The 11,682-nt window shown below is 68.1% G+C and carries 14 protein-coding genes; 9 read left to right on the top strand and 5 right to left on the bottom strand.

The window, feature by feature from the left end; all coding sequences use genetic code 11:
- Positions 1-277: 277 nt before the first annotated feature.
- From ispG to ATE62_RS22190, 6 genes are read left to right on the top strand one after another with little or no spacing between them, the layout of a single operon-like run.
- Positions 278-1,429 carry a flavodoxin-dependent (E)-4-hydroxy-3-methylbut-2-enyl-diphosphate synthase gene (gene ispG, locus ATE62_RS22215; RefSeq protein WP_058810489.1) on the top strand — a complete coding sequence of 384 codons (1,152 nt, stop codon included), beginning with the start codon at positions 278-280 and terminating at the stop codon, positions 1,427-1,429.
- Positions 1,426-1,686 (top strand): hypothetical protein, encoded by a 261-nt coding sequence (locus ATE62_RS22210; protein ID WP_231736383.1) that lies wholly within the window; start codon positions 1,426-1,428, stop codon positions 1,684-1,686. Before ispG ends, ATE62_RS22210 begins: the two co-directional genes overlap by 4 nt.
- A 31-nt stretch (positions 1,687-1,717) precedes the next feature.
- A complete protein-coding gene (locus ATE62_RS22205; protein ID WP_058810490.1) occupies positions 1,718-2,500 on the top strand; it encodes a hypothetical protein in 783 nt (260 codons plus the stop codon).
- A complete protein-coding gene (locus ATE62_RS22200; RefSeq protein ID WP_058810491.1) occupies positions 2,497-2,946 on the top strand; it encodes a hypothetical protein in 450 nt (149 codons plus the stop codon). The genes ATE62_RS22205 and ATE62_RS22200 overlap by 4 nt, the downstream gene beginning before the upstream one ends.
- Positions 2,943-3,707 carry a hypothetical protein gene (locus tag ATE62_RS22195; RefSeq protein WP_058810492.1) on the top strand — a complete coding sequence of 255 codons (765 nt, stop codon included), beginning with the start codon at positions 2,943-2,945 and terminating at the stop codon, positions 3,705-3,707. Before ATE62_RS22200 ends, ATE62_RS22195 begins: the two co-directional genes overlap by 4 nt.
- Positions 3,704-4,183, top strand: coding sequence for a GNAT family N-acetyltransferase (locus ATE62_RS22190; RefSeq protein ID WP_058810493.1), 480 nt, complete (start codon positions 3,704-3,706; stop codon positions 4,181-4,183). The genes ATE62_RS22195 and ATE62_RS22190 overlap by 4 nt, the downstream gene beginning before the upstream one ends.
- A 31-nt stretch (positions 4,184-4,214) precedes the next feature.
- On the opposite strand, the gene ATE62_RS22185 is transcribed toward ATE62_RS22190, so the two are convergent.
- The 4 genes from ATE62_RS22185 to ATE62_RS22170 form a co-directional block, all read right to left on the bottom strand.
- Positions 4,215-4,967, bottom strand: coding sequence for a class I SAM-dependent methyltransferase (locus ATE62_RS22185; RefSeq protein ID WP_082662982.1), 753 nt, complete (start codon positions 4,965-4,967; stop codon positions 4,215-4,217).
- 260 nt (positions 4,968-5,227) lie between these two features.
- The gene (locus ATE62_RS22180) at positions 5,228-6,340 is read right to left on the bottom strand and encodes a S41 family peptidase (RefSeq protein ID WP_082662981.1); all 1,113 of its coding nucleotides are present in this window, start codon (positions 6,338-6,340) and stop codon (positions 5,228-5,230) included.
- Positions 6,341-6,421: 81 nt separating this feature from the next.
- Entirely contained in the window at positions 6,422-6,625 is a 204-nt protein-coding gene (locus ATE62_RS22175; protein ID WP_058810495.1) for a hypothetical protein, read from the bottom strand.
- Positions 6,626-6,637: 12 nt separating this feature from the next.
- Positions 6,638-7,771, bottom strand: coding sequence for an acyltransferase family protein (locus tag ATE62_RS22170; protein WP_058810496.1), 1,134 nt, complete (start codon positions 7,769-7,771; stop codon positions 6,638-6,640).
- Between the two features lie 131 nt (positions 7,772-7,902).
- Between ATE62_RS22170 and ATE62_RS22165 the strand changes: the two genes are divergently transcribed.
- Positions 7,903-8,721, top strand: coding sequence for a LytTR family DNA-binding domain-containing protein (locus tag ATE62_RS22165; RefSeq protein WP_058810497.1), 819 nt, complete (start codon positions 7,903-7,905; stop codon positions 8,719-8,721).
- On the opposite strand, the gene ATE62_RS22160 is transcribed toward ATE62_RS22165, so the two are convergent.
- Positions 8,718-10,238, bottom strand: coding sequence for an acyl-CoA carboxylase subunit beta (locus tag ATE62_RS22160; RefSeq protein WP_058810498.1), 1,521 nt, complete (start codon positions 10,236-10,238; stop codon positions 8,718-8,720). The genes ATE62_RS22165 and ATE62_RS22160 overlap by 4 nt on opposite strands.
- A gap of 56 nt (positions 10,239-10,294) precedes the next feature.
- On the opposite strand from ATE62_RS22160, the gene ATE62_RS22155 reads away from it, so the two are divergent.
- Positions 10,295-10,801 (top strand): thioredoxin family protein, encoded by a 507-nt coding sequence (locus ATE62_RS22155; RefSeq protein ID WP_058810499.1) that lies wholly within the window; start codon positions 10,295-10,297, stop codon positions 10,799-10,801.
- A 10-nt stretch (positions 10,802-10,811) separates the two neighbouring features.
- Positions 10,812-11,591, top strand: a complete 780-nt coding sequence (locus tag ATE62_RS22150) for an SDR family NAD(P)-dependent oxidoreductase (RefSeq protein WP_058810500.1) — start codon at positions 10,812-10,814, stop codon at positions 11,589-11,591.
- The last annotated feature ends 91 nt before the right edge of the window (positions 11,592-11,682 follow it).

The following is an 11,682-nucleotide window of genomic DNA, read 5'->3' as shown; positions in this document are numbered from 1 at the left end:
CGACAGGGAGGATTAAGATGACCGCTCCCGCCCGAAACCCGCCCCTCCGAAAAAACCGCTTTCCTAATAAATCCCGCCATGATCTACCCTGCTCGATGACCGATACGTCCATCCGCAGCGCCATGCTCCGACCGCGGTCGCGGCTAACCCCTTGTTCCCGCGCGCGATGGGGCGTCAACTTCGTCAACTTCCGCGCTGCACCCACCCTGCCCCAAAACACTTCATCCCGCGCCATTCCTGCTCTAAAGGACGCTCACCCTCTCCCAAGGACGAAGCGATGAGCGACCACAACCCCGGCCTGCGCCCCTGGCGCGACATTGCGCGGCGCGAATCGCGCCGCATCATGGTCGGCAACGTCCCCGTCGGCGGCGGCGCGCCGATCAGCGTCCAGACGATGACCAACACGCTGACCAGCGACCCGGTCGCGACGATCGACCAGATCCGCCGCTGCGAGGAAGCCGGCGCCGACCTGATCCGCGTCTCGTGCCCCGACACCGATTCGACCGCCGCGCTGGGGAAGATCGTCCGCGCCGCGCGCATCCCCATCATCGCCGACATCCATTTCCACTATAAGCGCGCGCTCGAAGCCGCCGACGCCGGCGCCGCATGCCTGCGCATCAACCCCGGCAACATCGGCTCGTCGGAGCGCGTCGGCGAGGTCGTGCGTGCCGCCAAGGCCAATGGCTGCGCGATCCGCATCGGCGTCAACGCCGGCAGCCTCGAAAAGGACCTGCTCGAAAAATATGGCGAGCCGTGCCCCGAGGCGCTGACCGAAAGCGCACTCGACCATATCAAGCTGCTCCAGGACCACGACTTCCACGAATATAAGGTCGCGGTGAAGGCGAGCGACGTCTTCCTCGCCGTCGCGTCGTACATGCAGCTCGCCGAAGCGGTCGACTGCCCGCTCCACCTCGGCATCACCGAGGCGGGCGGGCTGATCGGCGGCACCGTCAAGTCGGCGCTCGGCATCGGCAACCTCCTCTGGGCCGGGATCGGCGACACGATCCGCGTCAGCCTCTCGGCCGAACCCGAAGAAGAGATCCGCGTCGGCTACGAGATCCTGAAATCGCTGGGCCTCCGCACCCGCGGCGTCCGCGTCGTCTCCTGCCCCAGCTGCGCGCGCCAGGGCTTCGACGTCATCCGCACCGTCCAGGCGCTCGAGGAGGCGCTCGGTCACATCAAGACCCCGATGTCGCTCTCGGTCCTCGGCTGCGTCGTCAACGGCCCCGGCGAGGCGCGCGAGACCGACATCGGCATCACCGGCGGCGGCAACGGCAAGCATATGGTCTATCTGTCGGGCGTCACCGATCACCATGTCGCCGACGCCGACATGATCGCCCATGTCGTGAAGCTCGTCGAAGCCAAGGCCGCCGAGATCGAGGCGGGCAGCGCGGTGAGCATGGACACGCTCCACGGCAAGGCCGCGTGAAGGCGAAGACCGCCATCGTCGTCGAGCCCCCGGTCGCGCGAAAAGCGACCGCCACCGGTGCTACCGCAACCGGCGCCGCAGCCCTCGGCACGGGCCATATCGCCGCACTCGCCGTCGGCGCCTTCGCACTGGGCGCCTTTGCCGTCGGCGCGCTCGCCATCGGCCGGCTGAAAATCGGCAAGGCGCACATCCGCAAATTGCGCATCGACGAACTCGAGGTCGGGAAGATCACCGGCATCGGCGACGGCCGGCGCTAGCTACGGGATTCATGGGGTTGCGGAGGGGATCGTGAACATCGACAGCCAGCAAGCATCGCGCGACGAGCAGCCGGCCCCGGCCCGCCTCGCCGCCTTCTTCCTCACCATCCTCGCCGCCCTCGGCGAGTATCTGACCCGCACGGTCAGCCTCTTCTGGCTCGGCCCGGCCGTCGTCGCGCTCGTCGTGATCCCCGAATTCGCGCAGCATGTCGCCGAAATCCACCTCGGCATGTTCGCCAGCGCCGACAGCTTCCGCGCGCGCTCGGCCGACCCGCTGCGCATGGGCTTCGGCTATGTGAAGATCGCGGGCCTGTCGCTCGCTTTCCTTGCCTCGGCGCGCTTCTGGTGGTGCCGCGCGCATGGCGAGCGCTGGTACGATATCCGCCGCATCGCCTGGGGACGCCTGCTGCTCGGCTTCATCCTGTTCATGGCGATCGGCTCGCTCGCCGAACTGGCCCAGCCGCTGACCGGCAACAAGGCGCCGATCGCCCTCGTCATCCTCGCCAGCCTGCTGTCCTTTCCCTTCCTCTTCGTGATGATCGCGGGGCTGTTCGGGGACCGCGCAACTCCGCTGAAGGCGCTGGCCGTCCGCAGCTGGCCGTGGATCCTGCTGCTCGCGCTGCTGCTCCCGATCCTCTTCGGACCGCTCTTCCTCCTCCACGGCCTCAACCACAAATGGGCCCTCGGCGCGCCCGGCGCCGCCGTCTGGGCGCTGATGGCCTTCGACAGCATCGTCGTCGGGCTGATGGCCTCGTCGGTCGGCGCCGCCCTGTTCACCGCCTACGACCGCTTCCACCGGAGTATCGCCCGATGACCGACAGCAAGCCCGACGCGCTCGACCGCCTCGTCCAGCTCCTCCTGCTCGTCGCGGCGGTCACCACCATCGCCAATGGCGCCTTCATGCTGGTCAAGCCGCTCGACTGGTATGTCTTCGTCCCCACCGTCGTCACCACCGGCCCTCCGAACCAGCATTTCATCCGCGATATCGGCCTCGCCTATCTCGGCAGCGGTGCGATCCTGTTCTACGCCGCGCTCGCCCCCGCCCGCCGCTGGCGCGCCGCGCTGGTCGGCGGGCTGTGGCTCGCGCTCCACGGCCTCCTCCACATCTATGAAGTCATGGCGGGCATCTGCGGCCCCGCGACCTTCTGGGCCGACGCCTCCGCCGTCATCGGCCAGCCCGCGCTCGTCATCGCCGCGCTCGCCATTCTCGCGGCACGCGGGCGCATCGGGCGCGGCATGGAACCGAATCCCCTGCCATGATCGCATCGCTCGCCGCCCTGCTGCTCGCCGCCTCCGCGCCTTCCGCCGCCTATGACGGCACCACGGCTGAGCGATGCCTTGCGACGCCGTGGGAGCAGCTCGACGACAGCTTGAAGGAAGCCTGTAGCAGCTTCGGCGTCCTCCTCGTCGATCACCTCGCGCGGCAACTGATTGCCGATGATCGCGCTTTCGCCGTCCTGTGCCAAGGCCCAGCGGCCGGAGCCGCCCGCGCCGCCGATCTTGATACCGACCTCGGCTGCCTGCTCGCCGAAGCCGAGCGGACCGAGGCCGCGGTAGCCGCGTTGCAGGCGGACCTGCCGGCGCTCGAGCAGCGCTGTACCAAAACCACTGAAGCCGACCGCGACCCGGTTCTCACCGCCGCCTGCGCCAACCGCGCCAAGGCACGCCTGTCGGCCGACATCGCAAGGCTGACGACCGACGCCGAGGCCTATGCGCAAGCCTGCGCGCGCTTCGGCGACGCGCCCGTCGATCTGTCGCACGGCGACCTCGCTGACGAGCAAATCGCGTGCGAGCATGCCCGCTACCGGCGTGCTACCGGCATCGACCCCCCGCGCGGATGGACCGCTTACGCGCCCCTCGGCGATGTCGCCGAAATCGCCGCGCCGGTCGCCACGTCATCGTCGCTCACCGAGCTGGCCACCCAGCCTGTTCCCGGCGATGGCTCGCCCTTCGATCGGGCAGCCCGCGAGGCCGCTGCCGCCATGATAGCCAAAGCCAAAGCGAAAGCCTCCCCGCCATGACCGTCTCGATCCGCCCCGCCACCCTCGCCGACCTGCCCCTGATCGCGCAGTTCATCCGCGACCTCGCCGACTATGAGAAGCTCGCGCACGAGGTCCGCTTCGACGAGGCGACACTCGGCGACCGCCTCTTCGGCACCCGCCCCTATGCCGAGGTCGTGATCGGCGAGATCGACGGCGCGCCGCAGGGCTTTGCGCTCTTCTTCCACAATTTCTCGACCTTCGAGGGCAAGCCGGGCATCTATCTCGAGGATCTGTTCGTCCGCCCCGCCGCGCGCGGATCGGGGCTGGGCAAGGCGCTGCTCGCGCATCTGGCAAAGCTGTGCAAGGAACGCGACTGCGCGCGGCTCGAATGGTGGGTGCTCGACTGGAACACGCCGTCGATCGGCTTCTACCAGAGCCTGGGCGCGAAGCTGATGGACGAATGGACCGTGATGCGCGTCGACGGCGACGCGCTGACGAAACTGGCAGGCCTGTAGGGCCCCTCCCTTTCGGGAGGGGCCCTGCCGGTCAGCCGGGCTTGCGGAACCGCAGCACGAACTGGTCGGTCTTGCCCTTGATCGCATCGTCGAACACCGGCAGCGTGCGCGCATCGGCCTTGTTGATCAGCATCGGGCTTTCGCCCTCGAGCACGAAGCCTGCCGCCAGCACTTCGGCCTTGACCGCCTCGGCGTCGATCCGGTGCAGCGTATCGACGTCGCGCAGCCCCGATCCCGCCGCGGCGCTATGGTCGAGCACGATATAATAGCCGCCGGGCTTCAACGCCGCGAAAGCCGCCTTGTTGACCTGCTCCGCCGCGTCGGCCGGGGCCTTGGGTCCCTTCAGGTCGTGATAGTTGCGCGAGGTCCAGACGACGTCGGCAACCCCGGCAGGCGCGATGTCGCCGGCCTTGCCCGCATAAGCCTCGACATTGCCGCGCCCGGGTTCGGCGGCGATCGCCTGCGCGCCCGCAGGATCGCGCAATTCGGTCGCATAGACCTTGCCCTTCGGCCCGACCGCGTTCGAGAAGATGCGGGTGAAATAGCCCTCGCCGGGCAGGATCTCGACGACGGTGTCGCCGCGCTTGATGCGCGCGAACTTGACCATCATCCCGGGCTTGCGGCTGGCATCCTGCGCCTTGTCGGTGGCGGGGCGGCCCGCCTCGACCGCGGCGACCTGCGCCAGCGCGGGCTGCAACGGCACGACGAGCGCGGTGCCCGCGACGGCGAGGCCGAGGGCGGCGAAAAGAAAACTGGTATTCCGGAGCAGTGCCTGACGCGTCATGATATTCCTCCCTTTTGGCGGCAGTTGACGGCGACTAGACGCCGGCAGATGCGCGATTGGATGCAGCGATAGGGCACGGACCTCGCGCGCAGGCGTATTATTCTACCAATACACTAATGGAAGCGACCAACGGACGAACGGCGAGGCAAGCGGCACCGGCGTCATGGGCTCGATGCCCCGCGCGCGGTCACAATCGACCGGTGTCGCCGAGCGCGAAAATGCGACCGGCGTGATGGCGCGTCTTGCCGGCGCAAGCTGCTCTAGCCTGCGGGTTTGGCCCCGCGCGGCTTCCGCCGTTCCATCGGCGCGGTCGGCATATGCGCATCGGACAGGCGCTTCGCCTCGGCGGCATCGATGCCGAGGTCGGTCAGCACACGTTCGAGCGCCTGCGCCGGCGGCACGGCGATATCGGGCAGCACGCCTACGCTTTCCCAATCCTTGCCGGTCTTGGGATCATAGGTGCGCCCGACCGGGATGAACGCCGAATAGCCGCCGCCCAGTTCCTCGCCGCGCCCGAAATGATTGGCGCCCGCGGTCGGATCGCCGACCAGCGTCCCGCGCCCCGTATGCTTCATCGCGAGCGAAAAATGCTCGGCCGCCGACGCCGTCCCGCCCGATGTCAGCACATAGATTTTGGCGTCGCGCAGCCGCGTATCGGCGTTCGGCGTCGCCCAATGCTCGCGCGCGACCATGCCGGGGTCGCCCGCGACCTTGCGCATCGACGCGATGCCGTCGATCGGCGATCCGCCCTGCGCGTCGACCGAGGCGCGTGTCGCCATCGTCACCAGCCGCGTCGGCTCCGCAAACAGCCAGGGAAAGATGACGTCCATCTGGTCGAGCCCGCCGCCGCCGTGCGTGCGGATGTCGAAGATGATCGCTTTCGCATCGGCATGGTCGGCCATGAACTTCGCCGCCGCGGCGGTTACCTCGCCATCCATCGGAAAAACGTTGAAGCGGACGAAGGCGATGCCCGGCGCGATCCAGCCCGCCTGCTCGACCGGCACACGCGGCGCGCGGCGCATCGGCGGCGCGCCGCCTGGCGCAGGCGCCGCCGCCGCACCCTCGGGTGCGCGAAGGCGCAAATGGCCGTCGGGCGACACCGCGTGGACATCGGCGTCGATCGCCGTGCCCAGCGCGTCGCCGGTCAGCGCGGCATAGCGCCCGGCCTTGATCGCCGCGCGGATCGCCTCGGCATAGCGCTGGCCGGTCTCGGGATAGACATAGTCGCGCGCCAGCAGCGCGGCATAGGCTTCGGCGACGGCATCGCCCTTTACCTCGGGCGCTGCTGCCGCCTCTTCGGCGTGAGCGGGCGTGACGGCAAGCGGCATCGCCGCGGCGAGCAGCAGCGGCAAAAGGTGCTGAGGACGAATCATCTCGGTCTCCAATCCAAACCCGGTTCGGTTGGAGGTGTATCAGAGTTACAATACAGATCAACTACGTTTGTAGTCGATAGCTCAGGCCGGCCTTTTGCGCGCGAACCAGATCAGCACGACCCCGACCACCGCGAGCACGGTGCCGTTGCGCGTCCAGGTCGTGTCGCCCAGCATGAAGCTGCTCGCCGGCCAGCGCACGATGTCGAGTCCCTGCAAGATCCACAGCCCGCCCATCAGGATCGCCGCGACCCCGACCACCGCCATCAGGCCCTTTATTGCGCCCATTTTCGCTCTCCCCTATCGGCGCTGCAGTCCGATCAGCGGCCGCAGCCAGCCGATGCTGCGCCCGATCCAATAGAAAAGCCAGCATCCCGTCACCGTCGCGGCGACCAGGATCAGGAAAGACGGCAACGCGGCAACCTGTCCCTTCAACAGCCACCAACCGACGACGACGATGATCGTCTGGTGGATGATATAGAAAGGGAAGACCGCCTCGGCGAGCATCGCGCGGCGGGGATGGTCGCGGTTCGCATAGGCATCGGCGACCCCGATCAACGCGACGATCGTCGCCCAGCCCTGCACCAGCCGCGCGATATCGAAAGGCAAACGCGCCCAGTCGGGCGGATAAAGGCCCTGCTGCCAAAGGATGAGGATCGTCGCCACCGCCGCGAAAGCGGCGACGCCAAGCATCGCGGCAAGGCGCCACCAGCGCGCCACGGCCGCGAACAGCGCCGGCCGCACCCGCAGCAGCCAGCCGATGAAGAAGGCCATCAGATAATGGAGATGCGCCGGACCGTCGTCGATCAGCGCGTGCGTGTCCTCATGCCCGTCGAAAACGAAGAACAGCAGGATCCACCAAAGCATCGGGAAAATCAGCAATCCGAAGCCGCCGAGCAACCGCGCCGCGCCATCGGCAATCTTCGCCCGCACCGCGACGGGCACCCATGCCAGCACGGCGGCGGCCAGCATCGTGTAAACCCACAGATACACGACGAACCACAGATGCTGATAGGTCGGCAGCACGATCCCGTCGAGCACCCCGAAATGGAAATAGTCGGAGGTCCAGAAGGCGCCGAGGCTCTTGGCATAGCCATGCTGGCTCACCAGCTCGATCCACGGCTGCGGCGGGATGATCACCAATATGCCGAACAGCAGCGGAACCAGCAGCCGGGCGCTGCGCGACCGCACGAACGCTCCGCTGCCGCCCAGCTTGGCGAACAAGGCCGCGCTCGCATAACCCGACACCAGGAACAGCAACGCCAGCCGCCAGCTGTTCGTCGCCAGCATCGGAATCTCCACCCATTCGAGCGGCTGAGCGATCTTCACATGCCAACCCCAGGGCACGAAATACATGCCGATGTGATAGAAGATCAGCAGCGCAAAGGCGCCGATCCGCAGCCAGTCCATGCCATAATGTCGTGCCGTGCTCATCGCGCCGAATCTCCTTTGCCGGTGGGTGCCGATGCCGCTAATCGACGGGGGCGCGGCCCGACGATCGCCGCGGGACGAATTGCGGAGCGGATGTGACGGAAATCGCGGGGTCTGGGACAGGCGGCGGCAAGGTGGGGACGAACCGCTTCAGCGCCCGCACGCTGACCTGGCTGCTGCTCGGCGCGCTGGTGATCCGCGGGCTGATCCGCATCACGTCGAACGTCTATTCCTATATCGCCGACCGCAGCGCGCTCGGCGATCAGGTCAACCCGACCTATGCCTGGCTCTATGAAGGCACGAGCCTCGCGGCATGGATGATCATGCTCATCCCCTGCTGGTATGCGGTGCGCGCGATCCGCCCGCCGCGCTTCGGCTGGCTGTGGGCGACGGTGCTCCACCTGCTGCTCATCATCCCGCTGTCCTTCGGCCATATCGCGCTGATGGTCGCATTCCGCATGATCGCCTGGTGGGTGATGGGCGATCAATATGAATTCCGCTCTCCCGACGGCACCCCGATCGCCTATGAAATGCGCAAGGATGTCGCGACCTATGTCGAGCTGGTGCTGACGGTCTTCCTGATCCAGTGGCTCGTTGCGCGCTATGCGGCGGCGCCGGTGGTTGCCCCGGCGACCGCACCGCAAATCCTCGCGGTCGGCGACGGGTCGGTCACCCACCACCTGCCGCTGGCCGAGATCGAACATATCGCCGCCGCGGGCAATTATGTCGAAATAGCCTGGCGCGGCCAGCGCCTGCTGCATCGCGCCACGCTCACCGCGATCGAGACCGAACTCGCGGGCATCGGTTTCGTGCGCATCCACCGCAGCCGGCTGGTCCGCCAGGACGCGGTGCGCCGCGTCGTCACCCACAGGAGCGGCGACTTCGACGTCGAAATGGAAAGCGGCGACGTCCTGCGCGGTAGCCGGCGGTTCCGGGAGAATCTCGAAAATTAAGGCGCGAGCACCCGCCACGCCAGCTCCGCAAACTCGCACAGCAAAGGCCGCGTATCGCGCGGGTCGATGATGTCCTCGACCCCATATTTCTCCGCCGTGCGGAACGGCGAGCGGACGCGGTTGAGCCGCTCGCGGATCGCCTCCAGATGCGCCGCCGGGTCCTCGGCCGCCTCGAGCTCGCTCTTGTACGCGACCTCGACGCCGCCCTCGATCGGCAGGCTGCCCCAGTCGCCCGACGGCCAGGCGAAGCGGTACTGGAAGCGCTCGGCGTTCGACATCGCGCTCCCCGCGATGCCATAGGCGCGCCGCACCACCACCGACGCCAGTGGCACCGTCGCGCGGTAGATCGCGTTCATCGCCTGCACGCCGTAACGGATCGTCCCCGTCCGTTCGGCCTCGCCGCCGATCATGAAGCCGGGGTTGTCGACCAGATGCACGATCGGCAGCCGGAACTGGTCGGCCAGCTTCACGAAGCGCTCGGCCTTTTCGCTCGTCTTCGCGTCCCACGACCCGCCGAGGTAGCTGGGATCGCTCGCCAGCACCGCGACCGGCCAGCCATCCAATCGCGCAAAGGCGGTGATCACCGCCCGCCCCCAACGCGCGCCCATTTCGAAGAACGACCCCGCATCGAACACCGCATTGGCGATGCGCCGCATCGAGTAGACCTGCTTCGCCTCGCGCGGCACCACCGACAGCAGGCTCTCCTCGCGCCGACCGACCGGATCGCGGTTTTCGGTGCGCGCCGCACGCTCGTGGATCGACGAGGGCAGGTACGACAAAAACCGCCGCGCCGCTGCGAACGCCTCGGCCTCGCTCGCCACCTCGTCGTCGACCACGCCGTTGCGCGTGTGCACATCGACACCGCCGAGCTCCTCGCGGTCCAACGTATCGCCGATCGCCGCCGCGACCGCTGGCCCCGCCGCGAACAGCTGCGACAGCCCGCGCACCATGATGCTGTAATGGCTCGCCACCACCCGCGCCGCCCCCAGCCCCGCGGTCGGCCCCAGCGCGAGCGCCACAACCGGCACGGTGTCGAGATTGGCGATAATCCGGTCCCAGCCTGGCACCGCGGGGATATAGGTATAGCCCATATCCTCCAGCGTCTTGACCGACCCGCCGCCACCGGTGCCGTCGATCATGCGGATCAGCGGCAGGCGATATTCATGCGCCATCGCCTCGCACTGGACGAATTTCCGATGCAGCGCCGCATCGGCCGCGCCGCCGCGCACGGTGAAATCGTCGGCGCTCGCGACCACCGGCCGCCCGTCGATATTGGCGCGCCCGAAGATGAAGTTCGACGCCGCCAAATCCTCGAGTTCGCCGTCGGGCCCATAGCTGCCTCGGCCGGCGATCTTGCCGATCTCGCGAAAGCTCCCCGGATCGACGATCGCCGCGAGCCGCGCCCGCGCGTCCATCTTGCCGCGCCCATGCTGGCGCGCGACCTTTTCCTCGCCGCCCATCTTCTCGGCCATCGCGCGGCGCTGCCCGAGTTCCTCGACTTCTTTTTTCCAGCTCATGGGGGCGAGGCTAACTGACGTTGACGGAAACGTCATGCAAAACCTATCGTCGCGCCATGACGCGCCAGATCGCCCTCGCCTTCGTCGCCCTGCTGCTCCCGCTGACGCCGGTCGCAGCAAGCGAAGACGCGCCGCTCCGCAGCATCCCCGGCGTCGCCGAGCCCTATGAAACCACCGCTTTCGATCCCGATGCCGACGCGATGGCCGCGGTCGACGCCGCGCTCGCCGAAGCGCGCCGGTCGGGCAAGCGCGTGCTGCTCGTGATGGGCTCGAACGACTGCCACGACAGCGCCTGGTTCGCCAACGCGGTGACCAGCGCCGACCTCGCCGCGACCCTCGCGCCGCGCTACCACATCGTCTTCGTCGACATCGGCATGCCGCAGGTCGGCCAGGGCAAGAACCCCGAGGTGCCCGCGCGCTTCGGCTTCAAGAAGATCAAGGGCACGCCCACCATCGCGATCCTCGACGCGCGCGGCCAGGTCCTCAACCGCAAGACCGCGCCGCAATGGCAAAACGCCGCGAAGCGCAGCGTGCAGGAAATCCAGACCGAGCTGACACAATAGGGAGAGAGACATGGCCGAGATGAACCTTGCGGGGCGCACCGCGCTCGTCACCGGCGCCTCGCGCGGCATCGGCCGCGGCATCGCGCTGGCGCTCGCCGGGGCGGGCGCCGACATCGCGGTCAACTACACGCGCGACGAGGGCGCCGCCGCCGAAACCGTCGCCGCGATCCAGGCGCTGGGCCGCAAGGCGAAAGCGTACCAGGCCTCGGTCACCGACGAGGACGCCTGCGCCGCGATGGTCGCGGGCATCGAGGCCGACTTCGGCCCGCTGTCGATCCTGATCAACAACGCCGGCATCGCCAGCCGCGGCCGCGGCGTCGCCGACACCGACGCGGAAGAGGTCGAGAAACTGCTCGCGGTCCACGCGGTCGGCCCGCACCGCCTGTCGCGCCTCTGCCTGCCGCAACTCCGCCAGCACAAGCGCAGCGACGTGATCGTCATCTCCAGCATCGCCGCCACCCAGCACGCCCCCTTCAGCGCGCCCTATACGATGGGCAAGGTCGCGGGCGAAGCGCTCGCCATCGCGCTCGCCAAGGAGGAGCTCAAACACGGCGTCCGCGTCAACATCGTCGCCCCCGCGCTGACCGTCAGCGACATGGGCGAACGCCTGTCGCGCGCGATCACCGGCCAGGACGACATCCACCATCTCGCGGCGAAGATGCCCTTCGGCCGCGTCGCCGAACCGAGCGACGTCGCCGCCGCGGTGCTGTGGTTCGTCAGCGACGCCAACCCCTATTGCTCGGGGCAGAGGTTGGCGATCGACGGGGCGGGCATGGCGACGTTCCGGTAGTCGTGGTCGGCCGGATGCGGGCGGGAGCGGTCATTCTAATCCTCCCTGCGGCGAAGCCGTGGGGAGGGGGACCACCCGCAGGGTGGTGGAG

The sequence above is a fragment of the Sphingopyxis sp. HIX genome (assembly GCF_001468285.1).
Taxonomy (GTDB): Bacteria; Pseudomonadota; Alphaproteobacteria; order Sphingomonadales; family Sphingomonadaceae; genus Sphingopyxis.
This window is presented reverse-complemented; position numbering and strand designations above follow the sequence as displayed.

Coding starts and splice junctions, on each gene's coding strand:
- ATE62_RS22185 (WP_082662982.1), bottom strand. CDS start 4,967: ATGACGCGTCAGGCACTGCTCCGGAATACCAGTTTTCTTTTCGCCGCC.
- ispG (WP_058810489.1), top strand. CDS start 278: ATGAGCGACCACAACCCCGGCCTGCGCCCCTGGCGCGACATTGCGCGG.
- ATE62_RS22150 (WP_058810500.1), top strand. CDS start 10,812: ATGGCCGAGATGAACCTTGCGGGGCGCACCGCGCTCGTCACCGGCGCC.
- ATE62_RS22200 (WP_058810491.1), top strand. CDS start 2,497: ATGACCGACAGCAAGCCCGACGCGCTCGACCGCCTCGTCCAGCTCCTC.
- ATE62_RS22195 (WP_058810492.1), top strand. CDS start 2,943: ATGATCGCATCGCTCGCCGCCCTGCTGCTCGCCGCCTCCGCGCCTTCC.
- ATE62_RS22175 (WP_058810495.1), bottom strand. CDS start 6,625: ATGGGCGCAATAAAGGGCCTGATGGCGGTGGTCGGGGTCGCGGCGATC.
- ATE62_RS22155 (WP_058810499.1), top strand. CDS start 10,295: ATGACGCGCCAGATCGCCCTCGCCTTCGTCGCCCTGCTGCTCCCGCTG.
- ATE62_RS22170 (WP_058810496.1), bottom strand. CDS start 7,771: ATGAGCACGGCACGACATTATGGCATGGACTGGCTGCGGATCGGCGCC.
- ATE62_RS22190 (WP_058810493.1), top strand. CDS start 3,704: ATGACCGTCTCGATCCGCCCCGCCACCCTCGCCGACCTGCCCCTGATC.
- ATE62_RS22160 (WP_058810498.1), bottom strand. CDS start 10,238: ATGAGCTGGAAAAAAGAAGTCGAGGAACTCGGGCAGCGCCGCGCGATG.
- ATE62_RS22180 (WP_082662981.1), bottom strand. CDS start 6,340: ATGATTCGTCCTCAGCACCTTTTGCCGCTGCTGCTCGCCGCGGCGATG.